The organism is Devosia sp. (genome assembly GCF_036563435.1).
Classification (GTDB): Bacteria; Pseudomonadota; Alphaproteobacteria; order Rhizobiales; family Devosiaceae; genus Devosia.
This window is the reverse complement of the sequence record NZ_DATCMJ010000018.1, coordinates 69,456-93,659: the sequence shown is the minus strand read 5'-3', so window position 1 is coordinate 93,659 and position 24,204 is coordinate 69,456. Positions and strand designations below refer to the sequence as shown.

The 24,204-nt window shown below is 64.1% G+C and carries 22 protein-coding genes; 13 read left to right on the top strand and 9 right to left on the bottom strand.

The features are described 5' to 3' along the window. Positions 1 to 12: 12 nt before the first annotated feature. The 8 genes from VIL88_RS12970 to VIL88_RS12935 all read left to right on the top strand — a co-directional run bounded on the left by VIL88_RS12970 (position 13) and on the right by VIL88_RS12935 (position 7,041). A complete protein-coding gene (locus VIL88_RS12970) occupies positions 13 to 801 on the top strand; it encodes a ScpA family protein (RefSeq protein ID WP_331989497.1) in 789 nt (262 codons plus the stop codon). Continuing rightward, a complete protein-coding gene (gene scpB / locus VIL88_RS12965; RefSeq protein WP_331989495.1) occupies positions 794 to 1,450 on the top strand; it encodes an SMC-Scp complex subunit ScpB in 657 nt (218 codons plus the stop codon). Before VIL88_RS12970 ends, scpB begins: the two co-directional genes overlap by 8 nt. A gap of 154 nt (positions 1,451 to 1,604) precedes the next feature. Beyond that, entirely contained in the window at positions 1,605 to 1,814 is a 210-nt protein-coding gene (gene tatA, locus VIL88_RS12960; protein ID WP_331989493.1) for a twin-arginine translocase TatA/TatE family subunit, read from the top strand. 46 nt (positions 1,815 to 1,860) lie between these two features. Further along, a complete protein-coding gene (gene tatB, locus VIL88_RS12955; protein ID WP_331989491.1) occupies positions 1,861 to 2,544 on the top strand; it encodes a Sec-independent protein translocase protein TatB in 684 nt (227 codons plus the stop codon). A gap of 2 nt (positions 2,545 to 2,546) precedes the next feature. Next, positions 2,547 to 3,368 carry a twin-arginine translocase subunit TatC gene (gene tatC, locus VIL88_RS12950; protein ID WP_331989489.1) on the top strand — a complete coding sequence of 274 codons (822 nt, stop codon included), beginning with the start codon at positions 2,547 to 2,549 and terminating at the stop codon, positions 3,366 to 3,368. Positions 3,369 to 3,487: 119 nt separating this feature from the next. After that, entirely contained in the window at positions 3,488 to 4,819 is a 1,332-nt protein-coding gene (gene serS, locus VIL88_RS12945; protein WP_331989486.1) for a serine--tRNA ligase, read from the top strand. Further along, a complete protein-coding gene (gene surE, locus VIL88_RS12940) occupies positions 4,816 to 5,583 on the top strand; it encodes a 5'/3'-nucleotidase SurE (protein ID WP_331989484.1) in 768 nt (255 codons plus the stop codon). The genes serS and surE overlap by 4 nt, the downstream gene beginning before the upstream one ends. Positions 5,584 to 5,745: 162 nt before the next feature. Next, complete coding sequence (locus VIL88_RS12935; RefSeq protein WP_331989482.1) at positions 5,746 to 7,041, top strand: peptidoglycan DD-metalloendopeptidase family protein; 1,296 nt, start codon at positions 5,746 to 5,748, stop codon at positions 7,039 to 7,041. 148 nt (positions 7,042 to 7,189) lie between these two features. On the opposite strand, the gene VIL88_RS12930 is transcribed toward VIL88_RS12935, so the two are convergent. Continuing rightward, on the bottom strand, positions 7,190 to 8,068 hold the full coding sequence (locus VIL88_RS12930) for an ATP-binding protein (protein WP_331989480.1): 879 nt from the start codon (positions 8,066 to 8,068) through the stop codon (positions 7,190 to 7,192). A gap of 205 nt (positions 8,069 to 8,273) precedes the next feature. On the opposite strand from VIL88_RS12930, the gene yajC reads away from it, so the two are divergent. The 4 genes from yajC (at position 8,274) to VIL88_RS12910 (ending at position 12,484) form a co-directional block, all read left to right on the top strand. Further along, entirely contained in the window at positions 8,274 to 8,627 is a 354-nt protein-coding gene (yajC, locus tag VIL88_RS12925) for a preprotein translocase subunit YajC (protein WP_331989478.1), read from the top strand. 63 nt (positions 8,628 to 8,690) lie between these two features. Continuing rightward, entirely contained in the window at positions 8,691 to 11,237 is a 2,547-nt protein-coding gene (gene secD, locus VIL88_RS12920; protein ID WP_331989476.1) for a protein translocase subunit SecD, read from the top strand. Between the two features lie 14 nt (positions 11,238 to 11,251). Continuing rightward, the gene (locus VIL88_RS12915) at positions 11,252 to 11,635 is read left to right on the top strand and encodes an Mth938-like domain-containing protein (RefSeq protein WP_331989474.1); all 384 of its coding nucleotides are present in this window, start codon (positions 11,252 to 11,254) and stop codon (positions 11,633 to 11,635) included. Then, positions 11,636 to 12,484, top strand: a complete 849-nt coding sequence (locus VIL88_RS12910) for a phytoene/squalene synthase family protein (protein ID WP_331989472.1) — start codon at positions 11,636 to 11,638, stop codon at positions 12,482 to 12,484. 285 nt (positions 12,485 to 12,769) lie between these two features. Here VIL88_RS12910 and trmFO read toward each other — a convergent pair whose 3' ends face one another. The 5 genes from trmFO to VIL88_RS12885 form a co-directional block, all read right to left on the bottom strand. Continuing rightward, positions 12,770 to 14,152 carry a methylenetetrahydrofolate--tRNA-(uracil(54)-C(5))-methyltransferase (FADH(2)-oxidizing) TrmFO gene (gene trmFO, locus VIL88_RS12905; protein WP_331989470.1) on the bottom strand — a complete coding sequence of 461 codons (1,383 nt, stop codon included), beginning with the start codon at positions 14,150 to 14,152 and terminating at the stop codon, positions 12,770 to 12,772. A 144-nt stretch (positions 14,153 to 14,296) separates the two neighbouring features. Then, entirely contained in the window at positions 14,297 to 14,446 is a 150-nt protein-coding gene (locus VIL88_RS12900) for a DUF1127 domain-containing protein (RefSeq protein WP_074797262.1), read from the bottom strand. 196 nt (positions 14,447 to 14,642) lie between these two features. Continuing rightward, the gene (locus VIL88_RS12895; RefSeq protein WP_331989464.1) at positions 14,643 to 14,795 is read right to left on the bottom strand and encodes a hypothetical protein; all 153 of its coding nucleotides are present in this window, start codon (positions 14,793 to 14,795) and stop codon (positions 14,643 to 14,645) included. 750 nt (positions 14,796 to 15,545) lie between these two features. After that, positions 15,546 to 18,440: an excinuclease ABC subunit UvrA gene (gene uvrA, locus VIL88_RS12890; RefSeq protein WP_331989462.1), complete on the bottom strand. Its 2,895-nt coding sequence runs from the start codon at positions 18,438 to 18,440 to the stop codon at positions 15,546 to 15,548. 212 nt (positions 18,441 to 18,652) lie between these two features. Continuing rightward, positions 18,653 to 19,297, bottom strand: coding sequence for a LysE family translocator (locus tag VIL88_RS12885; protein ID WP_331989460.1), 645 nt, complete (start codon positions 19,295 to 19,297; stop codon positions 18,653 to 18,655). A 214-nt stretch (positions 19,298 to 19,511) separates the two neighbouring features. On the opposite strand from VIL88_RS12885, the gene ssb reads away from it, so the two are divergent. Continuing rightward, positions 19,512 to 20,030, top strand: a complete 519-nt coding sequence (gene ssb, locus VIL88_RS12880) for a single-stranded DNA-binding protein (protein ID WP_331989458.1) — start codon at positions 19,512 to 19,514, stop codon at positions 20,028 to 20,030. A gap of 55 nt (positions 20,031 to 20,085) precedes the next feature. Here the strand turns inward: ssb and VIL88_RS12875 are convergent, their stop codons facing one another. The 3 genes from VIL88_RS12875 to VIL88_RS12865 all read right to left on the bottom strand — a co-directional run bounded on the left by VIL88_RS12875 (position 20,086) and on the right by VIL88_RS12865 (position 24,067). After that, complete coding sequence (locus tag VIL88_RS12875; protein WP_331989456.1) at positions 20,086 to 20,610, bottom strand: hypothetical protein; 525 nt, start codon at positions 20,608 to 20,610, stop codon at positions 20,086 to 20,088. 82 nt (positions 20,611 to 20,692) lie between these two features. Then, complete coding sequence (locus VIL88_RS12870) at positions 20,693 to 23,080, bottom strand: efflux RND transporter permease subunit (RefSeq protein WP_331989454.1); 2,388 nt, start codon at positions 23,078 to 23,080, stop codon at positions 20,693 to 20,695. Between the two features lie 108 nt (positions 23,081 to 23,188). Continuing rightward, the gene (locus VIL88_RS12865; RefSeq protein WP_331989452.1) at positions 23,189 to 24,067 is read right to left on the bottom strand and encodes an NAD(P)H-binding protein; all 879 of its coding nucleotides are present in this window, start codon (positions 24,065 to 24,067) and stop codon (positions 23,189 to 23,191) included. Positions 24,068 to 24,204: the final 137 nt, after the last annotated feature.

The following is a 24,204-nucleotide window of genomic DNA, read 5'->3' as shown; positions in this document are numbered from 1 at the left end:
GGCCGATACTGCATGACGACTACCCAAACCGATTGGCTCGATCAGGCGGCTGAGCCAGCCGAAGACGTCATGTATGTGGATGTTGGCGGCTATGAGGGGCCGCTGGACCTGCTGCTTGATCTTGCGCGCCGGCAGAAAGTCGATCTCGCGGCGATCTCCGTCCTTTCGTTGGCCGAGCAGTACCTCGGTTTCATCGAGAGCATCCGCGAGCGGCGCATTGAGGTGGCTGCCGACTATCTGGTGATGGCCGCCTGGCTTGCCTATCTCAAGAGCCGCCTCATGGTGCCGCAAGCGGCCGCCGACGATGAGCCCACGGGCGAGATGCTCGCGGCGATGCTCCAGTTCCGCCTCAAGCGCCTCGCGGCGATGCGACAGGCCGGCGCGCGGTTGATGAGCCGGGCCAGGCTGGGCCGGGACGTATTTGCCCGCGGCATGCCTGAACCGCTCGAGGTGACGCGCTTGAGCCGTTGGGAAGCGTCGCTCTATGACCTGCTCAAGGCTTACTCGACGCAGAGAGAGCGTGGCGTCGTCACGCAATATGCGCCGGTGGAGCGCAATGTTTGGTCGCTTCAGGAGGCGCGGGAGCTGCTGCAGCGCCTGATTGGCGACAGCGCGGATTGGGTTCCGATGGACGCTTACCTGTCGCAGTACCTCGCCACTGCGCCGGAGCCCGCCACCATCAGGGCCTCCAGCTTCGCCTCCAGCCTCGAACTCGTGCGGCTGGGCGAGATCGACCTGCGCCAGACCGAGACCTTTGGTCCGCTGTTCATGCGGCGCCGGCGGGACCGTCGCGATGCGTGACGAAGTGGACGAGGGCGCCGAGGTCGTCGAGCGGCAGCTGCGCATTCTGGAGGCCATTCTCTTTGCCTCAGCCGAGCCGCTTGCGGCCGATGCACTGGCCGAGTACCTCGACAGGGGTGCTCCTATAGCGGAGCGCTTGGATCTGCTCCGGGAGCGCTACGCCGGGCGGGGCGTGAACCTGGTGCAGCGCGGCGGTAAGTGGGCGTTCCGGACTGCGGAGGATCTTCGCTACCTCCTTCAGCGCGAGCAGCAGGAGACGAGGTCTATCCCCCGCGCCGCGCTCGAGACGCTCTCCATCATCGCCTACCACCAGCCGGCGACCCGCGCCGAGATCGAGGAGGTGCGCGGTGTCGCGACCGGCAAGGGCACGATCGACCTGTTGATGGAGGCAGGCTGGATCCGCATGCGGGGGCGCCGTCGCACCCCGGGGCGTCCGGTAACCTATGGCACGACCGACGCCTTTCTCGACCATTTTGGGCTTGAGAGCCTGAGCGACCTGCCGGGGCTGGAGGAACTCAAGGGAGCCGGGCTACTGTCCGGTCAACTACCGCCCACCATGCAGATGCCCTTGCCGTTCGACGGTGCCTTGCGTGAGGACGAAGACCCGATCGAGCCCGACGACGCTGGCGATGATGAGGGTGGAGAGTGAATGTCGCTGCGGCTGGGATCTGGGCTGGCCCTGAGACAACACGCCGCTGGCGGGGCATAACGCCAGCACGTTCTTGTGTTTGCTAACGATTGACCCTATTTCTGACCCATCTTTCGCGTGTAACGCGTTCTGACGGAATACAGGAGAGTAAGAAATGCACGCGCCAGGAATTTGGGGCATTCTCGTCGTCGCAGTCGTGGTCATCCTGCTGTTCGGCCGCGGCAAGATCTCCGGCATGATGGGTGAAGTCGCCTCGGGCATCAAAGCCTTCCAGAAGGGCATGCGCGACGACGACAAGCCGGTGGAGCGCGTGACCACCACCGCCGACGCCGATGTCCGCCCGACCGAAAAGCGCGACGTCTAGCTGATCCTGGCATCCAGCCGGTCCGTCTGCTGCAAGGAATAGAACTATGCTCGGCTTAGGCTGGACAGAGATGATGGTGATCGGCGTCGTGGCGCTGATCGTCATTGGCCCGAAAGACCTGCCGGTCGTGATGAACCGTATCGGCAAGGTCGTGGGGCAGATCCGCAGGATGGGCAACGAGTTCCAGCGCGAGATCAACAAGACGACCGGGCTGGACGAGGTGCGCAACCTGCGCAACTCGATCACGGCTCCCCTGAAGAAGACGAGCGAGGAAATCCGCAAGGAGTTCAACGCCATGACGCCGACAGGACCCAAGCCGAGCGGCGCGTTGCAGCCGACGGAAGCGGGGACGGAGAGCGTCGTCGATGCCATAAAGGTGCAAGCTGGAATGACGACGCCCAAGCCGACTGATCCGACTGCGCCCGCAACCGATGCCACTGTTGAGCCAATCGCCGCCGCGAAGGCCGCCAAGCCCAAGGCTCCGGTCCGAGCCAAGGCTGCGCCGACCCGTCCCGTGCTAACGACGACGCTGCCCACGCTCGACGCCGTACCCAATCCTGCAGAGGCCCAGCCGGTGGCCAAGCCGGCTCGCAAGCCGCGCACTCCCAAGGTTGTTTCGCCCGAGAAGGTCGATGCGCTGCCGACCGAGCCCGCCGACTCCCCTGCAACCAAGACACCCAAGGTGCGCCGTCCGCGCCAGCCTGCTGCGGCCAAGGGTGAAGGTAACTGAGCATGGCAGACGTCAAGCAGATCCCCGGATCGCCGGCCGAGCCGCAGGACGAGCTCGCTGGAAGCGAAGCGCCGCTGCTTGAACACCTGATCGAGCTGCGCAAGCGGCTGATCATCTCGGCCGTGACGATCGTGGCCCTGATGGCCTTCTGCTTCATCTTTGCCAGCACGATCTATGACTGGCTGTTGATGCCGTACCGCAATGCGGTGCCGAACACGAACCTGATCTTCACCGCGCCGCAGGAACTGTTCTTTACCTACCTGAACGTCGCCTTCTTCGGCGCCATCTTCCTTGGCTTCCCGATCATCGCCAGCCAGATCTACATGTTCGTGGCGCCCGGTCTCTACAAGCATGAGCGCAAGGCGTTCCTGCCTTACCTTGTCGCGACGCCCATCTTCTTTGTCGCTGGCGCGGCGCTGGTCTATTTCATCGTGCTGCCGATGGCGCTGCATTTCTTTGCCGGCATGCAGACCGAGGATATCGAGATGCTGGTCAGCGTCAGCGAGTATCTCGGCTTTGCCATGGTGCTGATCCTGGCCTTCGGCATCTGCTTCCAGCTGCCGGTGATCCTGACGCTCCTGGCGCAGATCGATCTCGTGCATGTGGACCTGCTCAAGAAGGGCCGCCGCTACGCCATTGTCGGCATTCTTGTTTTCGCAGCCTTCATCACGCCGCCCGATCCGATTTCCCAGATCGGCCTTGCGCTGCCAATGTACGCCCTTTACGAACTCTCCATCCTTTCCGTGCGGATGATCGAGAAGCGCAGGGCCGCGGCACTTGCAGCCCAGGAAGCCGAGCTAACAGGCTCCTCCGCATCAGAGTAAGGCGCCTTGCGGCCGGCTAACGTTGCCGTGGCGGAAACATCCGCCATGTCACCTGTTGCCCGAATGCGATGCGCACCGTCTTGTTCAAACCAGAGGCGGGCAACGACCCGTAACGACCGATGTTCGATATCAAGTGGATCCGAGCCAATGCCGAAGCCTTCGACGCCGCCGTGTCGCGGCGGAAGGGCGTTGCGGTCCGCTCCGCCGATCTGCTTGCAATCGACGACCGCCGGCGCGAGATCATCGCCCGGCTGAACGATGCGCAGGAAAAGCGAAATGCGCTGTCCAAGCAGATCGGTCAGGCCAAGGCGCAGAAGGACGAGGCCAAGGCTGCCGAATTGATGGCCGAGGTGTCGCGGCTCAAGGAATTCATTCCGCAGGGCGAGGCGGATGAGCGCGCGATTGAAGCCGAACTGCGCAGTGCTTTGTCGGTGATCCCCAATCTCGTTTTTGACGACGTTCCAGACGGCACCGACGAAAGCGACAATGTCGAATATTTTGGGCGCAACGGCACGGCGGAAACCGTCGCGAAGGTCCGCGCCCCGCGCCCGACATTCTCGTTTGCTCCCAAGGAGCATTACGAGATCGGCGAGGCCATGGGGCAGATGGACTTCGAGACGGCGGCCAAGCTTTCCGGCAGCCGCTTTGTCGTGCTGAAAGGGCAGGTGGCCCGGCTCGAACGCGCGCTTGGGCAGTTCATGCTCGATCTGCATACGACCGAACATGGCTATACTGAAGTGCAGCCGCCGCTCCTGGTGCGCGATGAAGCGCTGTTTGGCACCAACCAATTGCCAAAGTTCGAGGAAGACCTGTTCTTTACCCCCCATGGCGATTCCCGGCTCGCGCTGATCCCGACGGCGGAAGTGCCGCTGACCAATTTTGTACGCGAGTCGATTCTGGCCGAGGATGAACTGCCGCTGCGTTTGACGGCCCTGACGCCTTGCTTCCGTTCGGAGGCAGGATCGGCCGGCCGTGATACGCGCGGCATGTTGCGCCAGCATCAGTTCAACAAGGTCGAGATGGTGTCGGTCACCACGCCCGAAACGTCGGTGGACGAGCATGAGCGCATGCTCGCCTGTGCCGAGGCTGTGTTGCAGAAGCTGGGGCTGCACTACCGCGTGATGAACCTCTGCACCGGCGATATCGGTTTTGGCGCCAAACGGACCTATGACCTCGAGGTATGGCTGCCCGGACAGGACACCTATCGCGAGATTTCGTCGGTGTCGGTCTGTGGTGACTTCCAGGCCCGCCGCATGGATGCGCGCTTTCGTCCCGCAGGCGAGAAGCAGGCGCCGCGTTTCGTTCACACGCTGAACGGTTCGGGGACTGCCGTGGGGCGCTGCCTGATCGCCGTCATGGAGAATTATCAGCAGGAGGATGGCTCCGTTGCCATCCCCGAGGCTCTGCGGCCCTATATGGGCGGCCTCACCGCGATCGGCGGGCGGTCGTGAGCCTGCGCATCCTCATCACCAATGACGATGGTGTGGATGCTCCTGGCATCGCCATCATGGCCGATATTGCGCGGGCGTTGAGTGATGATGTCTGGATCGTCGCTCCCGACGGCAATCAGTCGGGAGCGGGTCATCGCTTCACGCTTGGCCGTGAACTGGGCATCGACCAACGCGACGAGCGCACTTTTGCAGTGGTCGGAGGTTCGCCGGCTGACTGCGTGGTTGCCGGAATGACGCATCTGCTGGGGGACAGGCCGGCCGACGTCGTGCTGTCGGGCGTAAATGCCGGGCAGAACCTCGGCGACATCATCAACGCGTCTGGCACGGCGGCGGGAGCACGGGAAGGGGCGTTGCAGGGTGCCATCGGCATCGCCATGAGCCAGGGCATCAACTACGAGCATGGAAGGGAAGTGGACTGGAGCAATTCCAGACGCCACGGTTCCGCTGTCGCCCGATCCATCATCGCGGCGGCGCAGGGCAGGGACCACTACTACAATGTCAACTTCCCGTTCTGCGACCCTGACGAAACCCGTGGCATTGCGGTAGTGCCGCACCAACGCTTCTCGCGCTCGCCCTTCCGCTATTATCCCAGCGACAACGCGGGCAAGTTCTTTGTTGCCATCCCCGAAACGCCGCTGCCGCTCGATCCTGCGGCAGACTTCGAGGTGATGCGGCGCGACGGGTTTGTCACCGTCACGCCGATGCGCCTGCAGCAGACGGACATGGATGTCGCGCGGCAGCTTGAAGGCAAGCTCACGCTGTAGGGGGTGAGTTCTTGATGGCCGCACCGACGCCGGCGTCTTAACCTTACCCAATCCAGAATCCAGCGGCCACGATTTTGCTCAAATCGCATCGGCCTTAAACTCGTCTTTACCTTACCGCCGTAGATTCAAACTCGTGTTGAGTACCTGCGTACGAGTAAGCTGATGAGTATCCGCCTAACCCGTCGGGCGCCCAAAGGTGCCGTTGCAATGACCGGCCTGGTGATTGCCGCTGTGGCCCTTTCCGGGTGTTCCAGTCTCGGTAGCCGTACTTTCGGCGACCAGACGACCACCAGCTCCGTACCGGGGCAATCCCCAAGCAGCTTCAACCAGCCCATGCCCTCCAGCCTCGGTGCGCCGCAGGCCCGGATGGCTGAGAACCAGTTCCTCCCACCCGCCAATGTCGGGGGTGGCTGGAACAGCCAGCCTGCGCCGGCGCAGGCCTGGAACCAGCCGGTGCAAACCGGCTATGTCGCGCCCATGGCGCCAGTGGCGACGGCAGCGCTGCCGCCCGTCCAATCCCAAGACCTTCCTGTACTGAGTAACCAGTCTTCCCAGGGAACCCTGCCCGCCATGCAAGCACAGCCCGCATTCGCCTCGGCCGCACCGATGCCGTCTCCTGCCGTTCTCGGCAGCCTGCCTACCAACAGCTCCGTTCCCTCGATGGCCTCCGCTGCGCCGGCCGCGACCGGCGGGCAGTTCACCCACACCATTGCCAGCGGCGAGTCGCTCTATACGATCGCCCGCCGCTATGAAGTGACGACGCAGGCACTGGTCCAGGCCAACGGCCTCTCCTCGCCGGACAAGATCGTCGTGGGCCAGAAGGTGATCATCCCGGGCCGCGCTGACCTCCTCGCCACCAAGGCTCCGGCACCGGTCCAGGTTGCCAGCGCCACGCCGATGGCGGCTCCTGCCACTCCGGCGGCTGCGCCGACGCTGCCGCAGGCCGCCCCCAACACGCTGCAGGCCGCTGCGCCCGCCGCAACGCCAGCCCCCGCTGCGACCGCGCCGGCTGCACCGGTGCAGGCCGCTCCCGCACAGGCTGCACCGACCCAGGTTGCTGCCGTTCCCACCGCAGAGCCCGCCATGTCGGGCAGCGACAAGTTCCGCTGGCCTGCCAGCGGTCGCGTGATCACCGACTTCGCCTCCTCCAAGGGCACAGGCATCAATATCGAAGTGCCCGAGGGCACACCGGTCAAGGCTGCCGAGAACGGCACCGTGATCTACGTCGGCTCGGGCGTCGAGGGCTATGGCAACCTTGTCCTTGTCCGCCACCCCAATGGCTATGTCTCGGCCTATGCGCATCTTCAGTCGATGAGCGTGGCCAAGGGTGCTGTGGTTAACCGCGGCGACTCCCTCGGCGCGGCCGGCATGACTGGCTCGGTGACCAAGCCGCAACTGCATTTCGAGCTCCGCAAGGGTGCGACACCGGTCGATCCGGTGCCGCTGCTGGCGGGCTGATCCGACGTACTACGAAGCAAAGGCTCCCGCTCTGGTGGGGGCCTTTTTTGTTTAGAGACCTCATGGTGAGCTGTCGAAGCACGAGGTCGCTCGAGCCGACGGTGCCACGACCTCGTCCTTCGACACTCTCAGGATGAGGTCTACTGAACTAAACCGGCTTGCCCATCTCGCCGGCCAGCGTCCGCACCAGCTGGATGGCGACGCGGCCGGAGCGGGCCCCACGGGTGGCGGTCCATTCGATCGCGCGGGCCTTGAGCGTTTCTTCGGGAATGCCGAGATCGTAGTAGTCGGCATAGGCGTTGACCATGGAGAGGAATGTCGGCTGATCGCAGTTGTGGAATCCGAGCCAGAGGCCGAAGCGGTCGGACAGCGAGACCTTTTCCTCGACGGCTTCGCCGGGATTGATGGCCGTGGCGCGTTCGTTCTCGATCATGTCGCGCGGCATCAGGTGGCGGCGGTTGGAGGTCGCATAAAAGAGCACGTTGTCCGGACGGCCTTCCAGGCCTCCATCGAGGATCGTCTTGAGCGACTTGTAGCTGGTTTCGCCACTGTCGAAGCTGAGGTCGTCGCAGAAGATGATGAAGCGGCCCGGGGTCTGGCCGATGCGGCGCATGAGGGCGGGAAGGGTCTCGAGGTCCTCGCGGGCGATCTCGATCAGCACGAGGCGCTGGAAGCCTTCGTCACCCCGTGAGACGATGTCGCCATGTATGGCCTTGACCAGCGAACTCTTGCCCATGCCGCGAGCGCCCCAGAGCAGGGCATTGTTGGCGCCGTGGCCGCGGGCGAATTGTTCGGTATTGCGCAGCAGGATGTCCTGGACGGAGTCGATGCCCTTGAGCATGCGCAGGGGGATGCGGCTGACCTTGGGCACCGGCATCAAGTCTGCGGCATCGCCGTCCCAGTGGTAAGCGTCGGCTGTGCCTAGCGCCGGAATCACTTTCTCAGCTGCCGGCGCCATGGCTTTGAGGGAACGGGCGATTTCACTCAGGGAGGTGGCGATCTCCGCCAGGAATTGTTTGCTCTGCAACTGCGTATCCTCAGGGCCGGCGCCACGATTTGTGACCCCCTGAATGCCTTTGCAATCGCGGGGGTGCAACTGTATAGTCCGGCCGATTTTGAGCGGGGTGCAAGTGCAGTGAGCCCCTTATGCGTCCACTAGCGTCGAAACGCCGATGCTGACGTGGCGCCGTCCCTCCAAAACGCAAAAGAAGAACCGATAGGAGCCTCGCTTTATGTTTGTAACGCCCGCTTATGCCCAGGCAGCCGGTGCAGCCGCCCCCGCAGGTGGCATGGCAGATGTCTTCATCCAGCTGATGCCGATCCTGCTGCTGGTGATCATCTTCTGGTTCCTGATCTTCCGCCCGCAGCAGAAGCGTCTCAAGGCCCAGCAGGCGATGCTTTCGGCCATCAAGCGCGGTGACACCGTGGTGACCACCGGCGGTATCGTCGGAAAGGTGACCAAGGCAGTGGATGGCGAGGACCTCGAGGTCGAGATCGCCACCGGCGTCAAGGTCAAGCTGGTGCGCGGCATGGTTGCCGACGTCCGCTCCAAGGGCGAGCCCGTGAACGACAACAAGCCGGTCTAAGCCCGGCTGACCCGATATTGCCGGCGCCCACGGGCGCCGGCTTTCTGCTTTCAGGACACCTCCATGCAGTCTTCGCCCATTCGTACCGCCATCATCGCCATTGTCGCCCTCCTGGGCGTGCTGTTCGCCGTCCCGAGCTTCCTGCCGCAGGACGTGCGCGACGCCTGGCCGAGTTTCCTGCCCAAGCAGACGGTGGTCCTGGGTCTTGACCTGCAGGGTGGTTCGCACCTGCTGCTGCAGGTCAATGAAGACGGCATCATCACCGAGCGGCTGCAGACGCTGCGCCGCGATGTGCGCAACACGCTGGCCAACCAGAACGGCATCGGCAATCTGATCACCACCGATGCGGCCACGCGGACACTGACCATCGAGCTGACCGACCCGGCGCAACTGGAGGCGGCGCGCACCGCGGTGCAGGCGCTGCAGAACACGATCAGCAATTCGCTGATCGCCGTGGGCGGGGTCAACGAGTTGGCCTTCGGCGAAACGACCGACGGCAAGCTGACGGTGCAATTGACCGAAGAGGGCGTCAACGAGCGCATGTCGGCGCTGGTGGCGCAGTCGATCGAGGTGATCCGCAAGCGCGTTGACGAACTGGGAACCACCGAACCGTCGATCCAGCGCCAGGGCACCAACCGCGTGCTGGTGCAGGTGCCCGGCTTCGGCGACTCGCAGCGCCTCAAGGACATCATCTCGCGCACGGCACGCCTGACCTTCCACATGGTCTATCCCGGCATGAGCGCCGACCAGGCCGAGGCCCAGGGCTTGCCGGCCGGTACCATGATCCTGCCGTCGCAGGATGGCGGACGCGAACTGCTTTATGAAGACATTGCCCTGGGCGGCGAGTCGCTGGTGGATGCGCAGCCGAGCTATGACCAGCAGCGCGCCATGCCGGTGGTGAGCTTCAAGTTCGATACGCGCGGCGCCATCACCTTCGGCCAGATCACGGCGGAAAATGTCGGTAAGCGCTTCGCAATCGTGCTCGACAACCAGGTCATCACAGCGCCGCAGATCCAGCAGCCGATCACTGGTGGTTCCGGGCAGATCAGCGGCAGCTTCACCACCGCCACGGCGAACGATCTTGCCGTGCTGCTGCGCGCCGGCGCCTTGCCGGCCTCGCTCGACGTGGTGGAAGAACGCACGGTCGATGCGAGCCTCGGTGCCGACTCGATCCGCAACGGCCTGACCGCCGGCGTGATCGCTGCGGTACTGGTCGTTGCCTTCATGGTGGCGGCCTATGGCCTCTGGGGCGTCTTCGCCAACGTATCGCTGATCCTCAACATCCTCCTGATCTTTGCGGCGCTCTCCATGCTGGGGGCCACGCTGACGCTGCCCGGTATCGCGGGTATCGTCCTCACCATCGGCATGGCGGTGGACGCCAACGTGCTGATCTATGAGCGCATGCGAGAAGAGCAGCGGGCAGGAAAGTCGCCGATCCAGGCCATAAATGCCGGCTTCGAGCGCGCCTGGGGCACGATCGTCGACTCGCACCTGACCCAGCTGATCGCGGCCATCGTGCTCTACTTCCTGGGTTCCGGCCCGGTTCAGGGCTTCGCCGTGACCCTGGCGCTCGGAATCCTGACCTCGCTCTTCACCTCCTATACCGTCACCTCCTACCAGGTGCATGCCTGGTTCCGCCGGGCACGGCCGAAGACACTCAAGATCCAGCATTTCCGCTTCGTGCCGGACGGGACCAACATCCCGTTCATGAAGATCTCCCGCTACGTCATCGCCTTCTCGATAGTGGCGAGCCTGCTTTCCATCGGCTCAGCATACTTCAAGGGCTTCAACCTGGGGATTGATTTCGTTGGCGGCACGGCCATCGTTATCCAGCACGAGGGCGGCCCGGCCGATGTCGGGCAGGTGCGTGAACTGCTGGACGGCCTCGATCTCGGCGAAATCCAGGTGCAGGGCTTTGGCACGCCGGAAGACGTTCTGGTCCGCGTCCAGGCGCAGGAGGGTGGTCAGGACGCCGACCAGCTGGCCGTGAGCCAGGTGACGCAGGCGCTCGCCACCGAGAACTACACCGTACGCAGCACCGAAGCCGTCAGCGGGACGGTTTCGGGCGAACTGGCGTGGAAGGGCACGATTGCGGTCGTGATCGCGCTAGCGGCGATCCTGGTCTATATCTGGTTCCGCTTTGAATGGCAGTTTGCCCTGGCGGCAATTACCACCACCACGCACGACATCATCATGACCATCGGCCTGTTCTCGATAACGGGGCTGGAGTTCAACCTGACCTCCATCGCGGCGGTCTTGACGCTGGTGGGCCTCAGTTTGAACGAGACCGTGGTGGTGTCGGACCGCGTGCGTGAGAACCTGCGCAAGCATCGCAAGATGCCGCTGCCCGAATTGATCGACCTTTCGATCAACCAGACCATCGTTCGCACCACGATCACGCAGTTCACCGTGTTCCTGGCGCTGATCCCGCTGGTACTGTTCGGTGGCGAGGTGATCCGCAGCTTCACCATAGCCATGACCTTTGGCTGCCTGGTTGGTATGTACTCGTCGATTATCGTCAACGGCCCGATCCTGATCAACTTCGGCCTCAAGCAGAAGGCCGAGGAAGACAAGCCGGTGGCGACCACAGCCGACGGGGCGTCCGTCTGAACGGAGATGGCGGGTTGAGCGAGGACAGGCGCTATCCAAGCCAGGTCGGCATCGACGCCTATGGCAATGGCGGCTTCCGCTTTGCCGGCATGTCGCACCGGGGCGGCCTGCTTTGCCTGCCCAGCGGGATGATGGCATGGCCGGTGACGGCGCCGGGTGAGATCACGCTCGAGTCGCTGGCACCGGTGTTGGCCGCGGCCGATGACATCGACGTCCTGCTGATCGGCCTGGGGGCCGACATCGCGGCCATACCGAAGGCCTTGCGGGAGACGCTGCGTGAGCGGCGGATCATTGTCGAGGCGGTCAATACTGGCAGCGCCATCCGCACCTATAACGTGCTGCTGGCCGAAGAGCGCTCGGTGGCTGCGGCGCTGATCGCCGTGGACAAGGTCCGTTAGATGGCAAGCGACAGCTTCGCGCATGCAGCCGAGGCCCTGCGGCAAGGGGATCGCGACCGGTACCTGTCGACGCTGGTGATCGATGCCGGACATCGCGAGGCGGTGACGGCGCTCTATGCCTTCAACGCCGACGTGGCCGCCATCCGCGACCGGGTGACCAACCCGGCCCCGGGCGAGATCCGGCTGCAATGGTGGAACGACGCGCTGGGCGGGGAGGGGCATGGTGCGGTGCGGCAGAACCCGCTCGCCGATGCCCTGCTGCAGACAACCGAGCGCTATGCGATTCCGGCGGGCACGCTGCTGCGGCTGATCGCGGCGCGGCGGTTCGATCTCTATGACGACCCGATGCCGGACCTCCCCACCTTCGAAGGCTATGCCGGCGAGACGGTGTCGACGCTCTATCAGCTGGCGGTGATGATCCTCAATAACGGGCAGCCGGTCGAGACGGGCGATGCGGCCGGCCATCTTGGCGTGGCTCATGCCTTGATCGGCCACCTGCGCGCCTTCGGGCATGTGTCGTCGCAGGGACGGATCATGCTGCCCTGGTCGATCTTTGCCGCCAATGGCGTGCAGGAGGGCGAAATCTTCGCGCGCAGTGAAAGCGAAGGCATTCATGCGGCGCTGGGGCAGATCGAGGAACTGGCCGAGGAGCATCTGCAAAAGGCCGACGCGGCTATCGCCGAACTGCCCGGGCGACTGAAACCGGCCTTTGCCAGCATCGCCGTCCTTCGGGCGCAACTTGCGCTTTACAGAAACGATGCACAGACCCCCTTTGCTCCGCCGCCCGACGAACCGGACTGGCGCAAGATAACCCGGCTGATGTGGTGGGGGATAAGTCGGGGGCGGTAGGCAGATTTAGTGGGCACGCCCAAAGCCCTTTGCGTGCAGCGCAGCGGGCGTTCTTCCTTGAGATCGCTCCACAGGAGCGATTTGCCCTGTCGGGACAGTCATCACGGTTCGAAGGTCGCTACGCTCCCGCCTCACCATAGGCGCTTCCGGGTAGACATGACCTTGTGGCTCGGGTGGAGCGCTCGGCGCCCCCCACCCCAGCTCTGTTAGGGTCCTTCGGACCCAAGCGGCGCTACCCTCCCCGCAAGGGGGAGGGAGGTTGGGCATGCGCGCCAGTGGCCGTCTTTAGCCCCACGTCTCCAGATCAGCCAAGGCGCGACTGGTGATGGCCCGGCGCTTGGCTTGGGTTTTTTCCGTGCCGCGCCAGCGGCCGACGCCTTCGGGCTTGGTGATGGTCACTTCCGGGAAGAGGCCGAAGTTGACGTTCATGGGCTGGAACGAGCGGGCGCCGCTATAACCTTCGGCTTCGATATGGCCGCCGGTGATGTGGGCGACCAGGGCGCCGAGCGCCGTGGTGATTGGCGGCACTGCCATGGTCTCGCCGCGGGCTTCGGCTGCCGCGAGGCGGCCAGTGATCAGGCCGCAGGCCGCGCTTTCCACATAGCCTTCGACGCCCGTGACCTGCCCGGCGAAGCGGATGCGCGGATCCGCCTTGAGCTTGAGGTCGGGGCCCAGCACCTTGGGCGAGTTGATGAAGGTGTTGCGATGAAGGCCGCCTAGCCGGGCGAACTGCGCGTTTTCGAGACCAGGGATCATGCGGAAGATCTCAGCCTGAACGCCATAGCGCATCTTGGTCTGGAAGCCGACCATGTTCCAGAGCGTCCCCAGGGCATTGTCCTGCCGCAACTGGACGATGGCGTAGCACTTGACGGTGGGGTTGCGCGGATTGGTCAGACCCACCGGCTTCATCGGGCCGTGGCGCAGGGTTTCGACGCCGCGATGGGCCATGACCTCGATGGGCAGGCAGCCGTCGAAATAGGGGACGTGTTCCCATTCCTTGAATTCATGGAGGGGAGCGGACTTCAGCGCCTCCACGAAGGCGAAGTACTGGTCCTTGTCCATGGGGCAGTTGAGGTAGTCGGCGCCCGTGCCTCCCGGTCCGGCCTTGTCGTAGCGCGACTGGGCCCAGACGATGTCCATGTCGATACTGTCCTTGTGGACGATCGGGGCGATGGCATCGAAGAAGGCCAGGGAATCCTCGCCCGTCTTGGCCAGGATCGCCTCGGCCAGGGCGGGTGAGGTCAGCGGGCCGCTGGCGATGATGACGTTTTTCCAGTCCTCGGGCGGCCAGCCGGCGACTTCCTCGCGGATAACCCTGATGTTGGGATGATTGTAGATGGCGCGGGTGACTTCGTCGGAGAAGCCGTGGCGGTCCACTGCCAGGGCACCGCCGGCGGGGAGCTTGTGCAGGTCGGCCGCGCGCATGATCAGCGAGTTGCGGCGCCGCATTTCCTCGTGAAGGAGGCCGACGGCGTTCTGCTCATGGTCGTCGGAGCGGAAGCTGTTGGAGCAGACCAGTTCAGCGAAGCTGTCGGTCGAATGGGCGTCGGTGGGCCGGACGCCGCGCATTTCGTGGACGATGACCTGGGCGCCCGCTTCGGCTGCCTGCCACGCGGCTTCCGAGCCGGCGAGGCCGCCGCCGATGATGTGAATGGGTTCGTTGTGCATGGCGGGGCTTTAGCAAGCGCCATGGTGCTGCGCAACAAACATGCCTGTCAGATCGCCGTCATGCCGGCGAAAAACAAAACAGCCGCATCTCAGAGAGAAGCGGCTGTTCGGTTTGGGTCGACCCGAAGATTAGCGGAGCAAATCTTAGAGGCCAGCAGCATGGTCGCGAGCGATGCGATTGATATCGGTGCGCGAAATGCCCAGGTCGTTGAGCTGACGATTGTCGAGAGCGGCCAGTTCACGAACGGTCTGCTGGTAAGCGGCCCACTTCTTGAAGGTCTTGCGGATGTCCATTTGAAATTCCTTTCGTTTACGAGACTGTATCTAGAGCAGTGCTTGTCCGATGAGCACTGGGTCATTGGTCAAACGGGTCATGCATTTTGCGCAGGGCTTGAGGCGTCTTGGTTCATCTTCGGTTAACACCCGTGTCAAAGCAAAGGCAGCCGGATGGCGATCCGACTGCCCGGGGCAGGCACAAGGGTGAAAAAGATCAACGGTCGAACAGCGACCGCGTCATCTTGGAGAAGTCGGGGCCGGTAAGCCCCAGAAGATCAGCCTCGCGGCTGGACGGGACATCCATTTCCCTGAGCGTCTGCTTGACGTCGACGAGGCGCTTGATACGCCAGACGGCACGGACAAACATGGTCGTACTCCATTCAGGCTTTGAGCGGCAGCGCGACAATGCTCCGATTTGCCGGCGAGCACCATTCGCCGTTTTTCAGGCGCTGCATGCATGTGGCGCATGGCAACTTCAAGCAACGGTCGCAACAGACGTGCGGAAGCGCCGCCTCTGATGCGGTTATCGAGCAGCGATGGCGAGACCGCGGTCTCGAATAGGTAGGAGTGTGAAGTGAGATCGCAGCCTCGCCATCACGCCGGGATTTTTCGCACACGCATCGAGCAGCAAGAAACCACGCCGGAGGTGGATCATGCCACAAGAGCCGAGCTCTCCTGGCCGTGTCCGCAACCTCTCCCCTGGAGAGATCTCTCCCCCGCCGCTGCAGCAAGCCGGTGGTCAGCATCCATGCGCGAGCCTGGCGACCCAGGCTCCCCGACAGTCCCTGCAGCCATCACTCGTCGTGACCGTGCTCTGCTGCAGGCGATGGAGGGATTGTACGCGCGGTTGAGGGGGGGATAAGTTTTGGTGTGGGCGTTGATTGGCCACGGCGTCATTCCCGCGCAGGCGGGAATCTCCCTTGGTCTGGCAGGGGGATTCCCGCTTTCGCGGGCATGACGTGGTGGAAGGCTGGTCTGGTGGGTAGACCCCACCCCACCCCGCCTCCCCCTGGTAGGGGAGGCGTTCGGTCGGTGGGTGGGCGAGACGGTGCCCCACATGCGATCGGCTCCTCCCCCTTCAGGGGGAGGGTGGGTGGGGGCGTCTTGAGCCGAAGCCTTACTCCGCTGCCCGTGTCGCGAAATGGGGGCGGCGTTCCATGACTTCCTTAAGGAACTGGCCGGTATAGGAGCGGCTGACCTGCGCGACGTCCTCGGGCGTGCCGACGGCCACCACTTCGCCGCCGCCGTCGCCGCCTTCGGGACCCATGTCGATGATCCAGTCGGCGGTCTTGATCACCTCGAGATTGTGCTCGATGACGATCACCGTATTGCCACCGTCGACCAGCTCGTGGAGCACTTCGAGGAGCTTGGCCACGTCGTGGAAGTGAAGGCCGGTCGTCGGCTCGTCCAGCATGTAGAGCGTGCGACCGGTGGCGCGCTTGCTCAGTTCCTTGGACAGCTTGACGCGCTGCGCCTCGCCGCCCGAGAGCGTGTTGGCGGGCTGGCCGACCTTCACATAGCCCAAGCCGACGCGCTGGAGCGTTGCGAACTTGTCGCGGATCACCGGCACGGCCGAGAAGAACTCGACGCCTTCGTCGATGGTCATGTCGAGGACGTCGGAGATTGACTTGCCCTTGAACTGGACTTCCAGCGTCTCGCGGTTGTAGCGCTTGCCCTTGCAGACGTCGCAGGTGACGTAAACGTCGGGCAGGAAGTGCATCTCGATCTTGAGAACGCCGTCGCCCTCGCACTTCTCGCAGCGGCCGCCCTTGACGTTGAACGAGAAACGACCCGGTCCGTAACCGCGCGCTTTCGCTTCCGGCAGGCCGGCGAACCACTCGCGCAGGGGCGTGAAGGCACCGGTATAGGTCGCCGGATTGGAGCGCGGCGTGCGGCCGATCGGGGACTGGTCGATGTCGATGACCTTGTCGAGAAATTCGAGGCCGGTCAGCGAGTCATGCGGCGCCGGGACCACGCGGGCGCCGTTGAGGCGGCGGGCAATGGCCTGGTACATGGTGTCGATCATCAGCGTCGACTTGCCGCCGCCCGAAACACCAGTGATGGCGACGAACATGCCGAGCGGTACGTCGACCGAGACGTTCTTGAGGTTGTTGCCGGTGGCGCCCTTGACGCTCAGCGACTTGCCGACCTTGCCTTGGCGGCGCTCGGCCGGCATGGCAATGCCCATGCGGCCGGAAAGGTATTGGCCAGTCAGCGAGTCTGGGTGCTTGAGGATGTCCTCGGGCGTGCCTTCGGCGACGATGTTGCCGCCATGGACGCCGGCACCGGGACCGATGTCGACCACATAGTCGGCGGTCATGATGGCGTCTTCATCGTGTTCGACGACGATCACCGTATTGCCGATGTCGCGCAGGCGGCGAAGGGTTTCGAGCAGTTTGGCATTGTCGCGCTGATGGAGCCCGATGGAGGGCTCGTCGAGGACGTAGAGCACGCCGGTGAGGCCCGAGCCGATCTGCGAGGCGAGGCGAATGCGCTGCGATTCCCCGCCCGACAGGGTGCCAGAATTGCGCGACATGGACAGGTAATCGAGCCCCACGTCGACGAGGAAGTTCAGCCGCTCACGGATCTCCTTGAGGATGCGCTCGCCGATGGTCTGCTGGCTGGGCGTGAGCTTGGCGGGCAGGGCGTTGAACCAGGTCAGGGAGTCGCGGATGGACTTCTCGGTGACCTGGCCCACATGGAGCCCATCGATCTTGACGGCGAGCGCTTCGGGCTTCAGCCGGTAGCCGTTGCAAGCCACGCAGGGCTTGGCGGACATGTATTTTTCGATCTCTTCGCGCATGCCTGCGCTTTCGGTTTCCTTGTAGCGGCGTTCAAGGTTGCCGATCACGCCTTCGAAGACCTTGGAAGTCTTGTACTGGCGGAGGCCATCGTCATAGACGAAGTCGATCTTGGTCTTGTCGGTGCCGTAGAGGACAGCGTGCTGCACGTCGAGCGGCAGCTCGTTCCAGGCGGTGCCGGTCGAGGCGCCATAGTGCTTTACCACGGCAGAGAGGGTCTGCTGGTAGTAGGGCGCCGAGGTCTTCGACCAGGGCAGGATGGCGCCGTCGCGCAGTGACAGCGTTGCATCGGGCACGATCTGGTCGGGATCGATCTTCTGCTCGGTGCCAAGACCGTCGCAGACCGGGCAGGCGCCGAAGGGGTTGTTGAAGGAGAAGAGGCGCGGCTCGACTTCGGCAATGGTGAAGCCCGAAACGGGGCAGGCGAACTTTTCCGAGAAGGTGATCTGGCGGGCGGTGCCGTCCTCGTTCTGCTCGTCGGCGAGTTCCACAAGAGCGATGCCGTCGGCGAGCTTGAGCGCCGTTTCGAAGCTTTCAGCCAGGCGGCCGGAAATGTCGGAGGAGACCACGACGCGGTCTACGACCACTTCGATGTCGTGCTTGAACTTCTTGTCGAGCGCGGGCGCATCCTCGATCTCGTGGTATTCGCCATCGATCTTGACGCGCTGAAAGCCCTTGCGCATCAAGTCGGCCAGTTCCTTCTTGTACTCGCCCTTGCGGCCGCGCGCGATCGGCGCGAGGAGATAGACGCGGGTGCCTTCGGGGAGTTCGAGTACCTTGTCGACCATTTGCGACACGGTCTGAGACTCAATGGGCAGGCCGGTCGCGGGTGAATAGGGCACGCCGACGCGGGCGAACAGCAGGCGCAGATAGTCGTAGATCTCGGTGACGGTGCCCACCGTGGAGCGCGGATTGCGCGAGGTGGTCTTCTGCTCGATGGAAATGGCGGGCGAGAGGCCCTCGATATGCTCCACATCGGGCTTCTGCATCATTTCGAGGAATTGGCGCGCATAGGCCGAAAGGGATTCCACGTAGCGGCGCTGGCCCTCGGCATAGATCGTGTCGAAGGCCAGCGACGACTTGCCCGAGCCGCTGAGCCCCGTCATCACGATCAGCGAGTCTCGCGGCAGCTTGAGGTCGATGCCCTTGAGATTGTGCTCGCGCGCGCCGCGCACGACGATCTCACGATTAAGGCTGGGCTTTGGCGTCATGTTCTAGTCCTTGGGCTCGGTGCGCCAAAGGCAGCACGGCGGCAAAGTCGAAATAGGGCAGGGTCGGGGAACCACCGAAATAGGCGCGACCCTTTTGTCTCGCAAGCGGCTTCGGCGCATGCCAGCCCGCCGCTCCGGTCACCTTAGCGTGTCCCGCAGGCATGCCAAAGCAGGATGTTCCAAGGAACATAAGCGGAACGCGGGGGATTCGGTCAAGGGCCGACATGCTGCGTCACGCCGTGCCAGGCCGTATAAAGAGCAACGAGGATGAAGAGCGCACCGGCAGAGCGGCCGATCCAGATGGTCGCGGCGGGATTGCCGACAAGGGCATCGCGGCCTCGGCTAGCGGCGAGGCCGAGGGCGCCATAGATCAGCATCTGCATGGTGACGGTGAGCAGGCCCAGCACCAGTGCCTGCTGCCAGAGGGGGCCGTATTCCCGGCGCATGAACTGAGGAAACACGGCCAAGACGAAGATATAGGCCTTCGGGTTGAGCAGGCAGGTCACCGTGCCCTGGCGGAACGCCACCCAATAGGAGCGGACGCGGGCCCGGCCGACGCCGTCGACGATTATAGCACTGCGCAGGAGGGTCCAGCCGATCCAGGCCATGTAGGCGGCGCCCAGGACGATCATGACCTGGAAGACGAGGGTGGGCAATTGCGCCAGGGCGCCGACGGCCAGCGCGCCGAACAGCGTGTGGACGGCGCCACCCAGCATGATGCCGCCCAGGGCGGCCATGCCGGCCCTGCGGCCGCCGGTCAGCGCGTTGGCGAGAACAAAGAACATGTCCATGCCCGGCACGGCGATGATGCCGAACAGCAGGATCGAAAAGAGCCAAAGCGACTGCGCATAATCCATGATCCACCCCCGACCGGCCCGTGCTGTGACGCGGGGCTGCTGACAGGCTGTGTCAGCAGTCTTGACGGTCCCACAAATCTGGAACATAACAGGAACAACAGAGTTGTTTACAAGTGCTGCAAGGCGCGGGCGGGCGCTGCGCAAGCGGCCTATACTGGCGCCCTAGGTAAGTGAGGGTTCCGGCGAGCCGGAACTGAATTGGAAGGACGAAGCGATGGCAGGCAGTGTCAACAAGGTGATCCTGGTCGGCAATCTTGGGGCAGACCCGGAGGTGCGCAACCTCCCCAGCGGTGGCAAGGTGGTGAACCTTTCGGTCGCGACCTCCGAGAACTGGAAGGACAAGAATACCGGCGAGCGCCGCGAAAAGACCGAGTGGCACCGCGTGGTGATCTTCTCGGAAGGCCTGGCGCGCGTGGCCGAGAGCTACCTGCGCAAGGGCAGCAAGGTCTATCTCGAGGGCCAGCTGCAGACCCGTAAGTGGCAGGACCAGTCCGGCCAGGACAAGTATTCGACCGAAATCGTGCTGCAGGGCTTCAACAGCAACCTGACGCTGCTTGACGGCCGCGGCGAAGGTGGCGGCGACAATGCCGGCTTTGGCGGCGGCTCAAGCTATGGCGGCGACAATGGCGGCTTCCGCGGCGTGCGTGACAATGCCGGCGGCGGTGGTCAGCGGCCGCGCGCCAATGCGCCCGCTTTCGAGCCCGGCGGCATGGACGACGACATCCCGTTCTAGGAACGGCTGATCGAAAAGGAAACGGGTCGCTCAGGCGGCCCGTTTTGCTTTTCGGCTACTGCTTGGTGAAGGGCACTTCGGCCTGGAGGTAGTCGCCGCTCTCGACATAGACGACCTCGAAGACTACCGAGATGGCGTCTTTCTGCAGGTTGATCTGGGCGGTGATGTTGAGGTCCTTGCCCTCTTCGTCCTGGTCGCGTTCGCGCAGGTTGAAGACGAGACCGCTGCCGCGCTTCTGGCCGACCGCGACGCCGGTGAAGGTGGCGTTGGAGCTCATGGCGGCCTCGTAGCGACGGCTGGCCTCGATATAGGCGATAGTGCCGGCAACCGAGAGCTGCGTGCCGGCCAGGGAGCAGCGGCCGTTATAGTTGACCTTGTCCGCGTTGCCCTGAACCAGCGTCAAGCGGCACACCACAGTTTCGGTATTGGCGCCGATCAGCACGCCGCGGCCGCGCCACTCGCCCAGATAGGACTGGAGCAAAGCGATGTCGGCCGGAGCGGCGAGCACCGGGGCAGCGCCACCCAGAGCAAGAAGCCCGGCGATGGCCGCGGCGCGCCAGAGGGTTGCAAACTTGCTCATCGTCGTCGGTCTCCAGCACAGGCGGCAGAATCGGTCGGGCGGTATGTAATCTGCGGCGCAATTTCCCCGCAAGGCGGCAGTTTCAGGCGGCCGAATGTCCCTCGGTGCCGCCCAGGCCGGTGATGGTGTCGCCGGTCGGATCGTCGGGCGTGGGATCGTGATCGGCGGTGCCGACGCGAATGCCGGCCAGCGGGGCAAAGAACTTGCCGCCGGCAACGAGGAGCGCGGGCAGGATGAAGAGGTCGCCGATCACCGCAAAGCCGAGGGTCGAGACGAAAAGGGTACCGAACAGCGCCACCTGTGGGAGGTCGGAAAAGACCACGATGATGACCCCGGCGCAAAGGATCACGGTGGTGCCGATGATGGCGCCGCCGATGCGATCCAGCGTGTGACGGACGGCTTCGAGGTGGGAGCGGCCTTCTTCGCGCCGGGCGTGGAGGTAGTGGGAGAGGAAGTGGACGGTATCGTCGACGGCGATGCCGAAGGCGATGGTCAGCGCGATGACGGTGGTGAGTTCGAGCCCCTGCCCGCTGAAGTAGAGCCAGGCTTCGGTGCCCAGCACCGGAAAGAGGTTGGGAATGGCCGAGGCCAGCGCCACCCGGTAGGACTGAAAGGCGAAGCCGATGAGGCCGAGATTAATCAGAACCGACAGCGTCAGATCGAGCTGCAGGCCGCTCACGATCTGGTCGGTGGCAAAGGTGATGAGGACCCGGAGGCCGCCGATCTCAGCGCCCTCGACCCCGGCCGCCGCGATCTCGCCGCTGACGTCGTCCACCAGCTGCTTGAGGTAGTCGGATTCGATGATGGTGGGCATGAAGCCGGTGATCAGCGCCTGGTCGCCGCTGTCGGTGATGAAGCGCTTGCGCATGAAGGGGCCGACCGAGTCGAACACCTCTTCGCGCGAGAAGCCGCTCTCGGTGTAATCCACGATGCTGGCGCCCGAGATGACCTTGTTCTCCCCGATATGCTTTTCGAGGATCCGGTGCACCGTGCGGATCTTTTCGAAGTCGGCGTCGCTGACGTTCGGATCGGCGCCGGACAGCGGCACGCGGATATAGATGGGCGCGACGCCGCCGACGCCCGCATCAATGTCGGCTGAGGTGGAGAGGGCGGCGGAGTCGGTGGCGACGAAATCCTCAAAGGCGAAGTGCGGCTTGATGAGGCCGTAGGGGATAAAGAGCAGCAGCGTCACCACAGCGGCGAAGATCGAGATCTGGCGGCCGAAGCGGCTGGCGAAGAACCAGGCCACCGGCAGTGGCGCAGTCAGCATCAGGCTCGAGCGGCGGGGCGGCTGAAAACCAAGCCGGATCACGGCTTTGAGCAGCAGCGGCAGGAAGGTCATCAGGCAGACGAAGAGGAGAAAGGTGCCGATGGCGCCCGAGATGGCGAGCTCGCGGATGCCACGGCCGGGCGTGAGCGCCAGGGAGGCGAAGCTCACAAAGGTGGTCAGCATGGTCAGCGCCGCGGCGGGGCCGACGAGCTTGACCGTGGCATCCACCGCCTTGTTGGGCTCCATGCCGTCGCGCCAATACGCCAGCCAGTTGAAGACGAAGAACATGGACTCGGCAAAGCTGATCACAAGGACCAGCGTGGTGACGATGATGGTGAGGAAGGAGAAGGAGCCGAAGAGGAAGAGAATGATCCCCGTCGACCACATCACCGCCAAAACCGGCGTGGCGGCGACCAGGAGGGCGCCTGGCAGCGAGCGGAGCGCCAGAAGCGCAATTATCGAACCGAGGCCGAAGCCCCAGAGGGTGAACTTGACCTGGTCATCGAGAGCGGCATTGACCATCTCGGAGGTCCAGAGCGGGGGACCCGTGAGTTCGATCGAAATATTGTCGTCGGCATAGAAGGCGATGGTCTCGCGGACGCTCTCGATCATGGCGCGGCTGCCTTGGCCGCGCGTCATCTCCTGATTGGGGAAGAGGATCAGCACCACGCCGCCGAGATCGGGCGTGATGAGATTGCGCATCATGGGATCGTTCTGCTGCAGGTCGCTGAGGGCGCGGGCCACGTCGGCGAAATTGTCCAGCCCTTCGGGGACGGCAGGCACAGAACCGCCGCCTTCGATCGGGCGGCGCACGGTGAATGGGGACATTGTGCCCACGACATATTCGTTGAGCTCGAGATCGAAGGCGAGTTCGCGCACGCGCTCCAGCGTCTCCGGCTCGGTCAGGCGCGGCGAGGAGACCAGGACATAGATGTCGTTCTCGAAGGTGCCGAAGGTCTGCGAGAGCGCGTCGTAGGCGTCGTAGTGCTCGCCGGAATTGGCATAGACGCGCAGGAGATCGCCATCGACATTGGCGCGGGGGATCTGCGTAGCGCAGAGCGCGGAAAAGACGAGGACGGCGATCGCCACGAGGCGGGGGCGGCGCAGGGTCAGAAGACCCACATGTTCGAGGCCAAAGCCGATCGAACGGTCACGCGTGAAGCGCGACCACAGACGGCCGAACACAGAACCAGAAGTCACGCCACCCGACTCCGCCACAGGGTCAATTTGGCGCCACTGGTACGGCTTTGTTTTCCGGCAGTCCAGCCGCGCAGAAGGGGCCTTGCCCGGCTTCTGCGCGGCTGTTGGTTAGCCGGCGAGGGTAGCCTTGTTGGCGGTCATGAAGCTTTCAAGCGTTTGGGGACGGCGGCCGGAGAAGCGCTCGACCGTGTCGGTGACCACGGCGTGGAAACCCTGTGCCGCATCGAGGTCAAAGGCGACCAGGAGCGTGGCCATGAATGGCGGCACGCCGGCGGCTTGGAGACCACCCTGCAGCTGCTCGCCGGAGAGGCCGATGCGGGTGACCGGCTTGCCGGTCAGCTTGGTGTAGAGCGCGGCGACCTCTTCCTGCGTGACCGGAGCAGGGCCGGTGACATCGACGATTTCCTTACCGGTCGCTGAGAGGAGCGCGCCGGCGGCAGTGCGGGCGGCATCGGCGCGGGTCACGTAGTTGCGGCCGCCGCCATTGGTGGCGTCGAACAGCTGCCCACTGGCCAGGGTCGGACCAGCCGTGAGCACGGTCATGTCAGCATAGATGTGGTTGCGCAGTAGGGTGAAATCGAGCCCGGACGCGGCGACGGCCTGTTCGGTCCAGAAGTGGTCGGCAATGCCGCCGGCGTCGCTGTTGGGGCGGGCATTGGGCGCCGAGGTATAGGCTAGGTACTTAACCCCGGCAGCCTTGGCGGCCGCGACGGCATTGGTTTGCTGCTGGGTGCGATTAGCGGCGACGGTGCTGACGATCAGCGCGCGCTCGATGCCGGCAAAGGCCGAGGCAAGAGAGGCGGCGTCGTCGAAATCGAGGCGGCGCACCTCGACGCCCTTGGCGGCGAGATCAGCCAGCTGTGCCGGATCCCGCGTTCCGGCCACCACCTTGGTCGCGCCGCGCGCGAGCAGCTCCTCGACCACCTGCCGGCCGAGATGACCGCCGGCGCCGGTGACCAGAAGGGTGGAATCCTTGAATTGCGTCATTGTGCTCTCCTGCTCTAACCAACTCGTCCTTGCTGAACATGCTTCAGGAGAGTAAGTATCCATCAGAGAGTGACATCTAGGCGGCTTTCCGGGCGGATGAAAGAGGGCACTTTCGGCGCATAAAGGCACCACGGAGT

What these genes read in the sequence shown, in the direction of transcription:
- tatA (WP_331989493.1), top strand. Translation starts at nt 1,605, where the DNA reads ATGCACGCGCCAGGAATTTGGGGCATTCTCGTCGTCGCAGTCGTGGTC.
- secD (WP_331989476.1), top strand. Translation starts at nt 8,691, where the DNA reads ATGCAGTCTTCGCCCATTCGTACCGCCATCATCGCCATTGTCGCCCTC.
- serS (WP_331989486.1), top strand. Translation starts at nt 3,488, where the DNA reads ATGTTCGATATCAAGTGGATCCGAGCCAATGCCGAAGCCTTCGACGCC.
- ssb (WP_331989458.1), top strand. Translation starts at nt 19,512, where the DNA reads ATGGCAGGCAGTGTCAACAAGGTGATCCTGGTCGGCAATCTTGGGGCA.
- VIL88_RS12865 (WP_331989452.1), bottom strand. Translation starts at nt 24,067, where the DNA reads ATGACGCAATTCAAGGATTCCACCCTTCTGGTCACCGGCGCCGGCGGT.
- uvrA (WP_331989462.1), bottom strand. Translation starts at nt 18,440, where the DNA reads ATGACGCCAAAGCCCAGCCTTAATCGTGAGATCGTCGTGCGCGGCGCG.
- VIL88_RS12970 (WP_331989497.1), top strand. Translation starts at nt 13, where the DNA reads ATGACGACTACCCAAACCGATTGGCTCGATCAGGCGGCTGAGCCAGCC.
- trmFO (WP_331989470.1), bottom strand. Translation starts at nt 14,152, where the DNA reads ATGCACAACGAACCCATTCACATCATCGGCGGCGGCCTCGCCGGCTCG.
- tatC (WP_331989489.1), top strand. Translation starts at nt 2,547, where the DNA reads ATGGCAGACGTCAAGCAGATCCCCGGATCGCCGGCCGAGCCGCAGGAC.
- scpB (WP_331989495.1), top strand. Translation starts at nt 794, where the DNA reads ATGCGTGACGAAGTGGACGAGGGCGCCGAGGTCGTCGAGCGGCAGCTG.
- VIL88_RS12900 (WP_074797262.1), bottom strand. Translation starts at nt 14,446, where the DNA reads ATGGACATCCGCAAGACCTTCAAGAAGTGGGCCGCTTACCAGCAGACC.
- tatB (WP_331989491.1), top strand. Translation starts at nt 1,861, where the DNA reads ATGCTCGGCTTAGGCTGGACAGAGATGATGGTGATCGGCGTCGTGGCG.
- VIL88_RS12935 (WP_331989482.1), top strand. Translation starts at nt 5,746, where the DNA reads ATGAGTATCCGCCTAACCCGTCGGGCGCCCAAAGGTGCCGTTGCAATG.
- VIL88_RS12910 (WP_331989472.1), top strand. Translation starts at nt 11,636, where the DNA reads ATGGCAAGCGACAGCTTCGCGCATGCAGCCGAGGCCCTGCGGCAAGGG.
- VIL88_RS12885 (WP_331989460.1), bottom strand. Translation starts at nt 19,297, where the DNA reads ATGGATTATGCGCAGTCGCTTTGGCTCTTTTCGATCCTGCTGTTCGGC.
- VIL88_RS12895 (WP_331989464.1), bottom strand. Translation starts at nt 14,795, where the DNA reads ATGTTTGTCCGTGCCGTCTGGCGTATCAAGCGCCTCGTCGACGTCAAG.
- VIL88_RS12875 (WP_331989456.1), bottom strand. Translation starts at nt 20,610, where the DNA reads ATGAGCAAGTTTGCAACCCTCTGGCGCGCCGCGGCCATCGCCGGGCTT.
- yajC (WP_331989478.1), top strand. Translation starts at nt 8,274, where the DNA reads ATGTTTGTAACGCCCGCTTATGCCCAGGCAGCCGGTGCAGCCGCCCCC.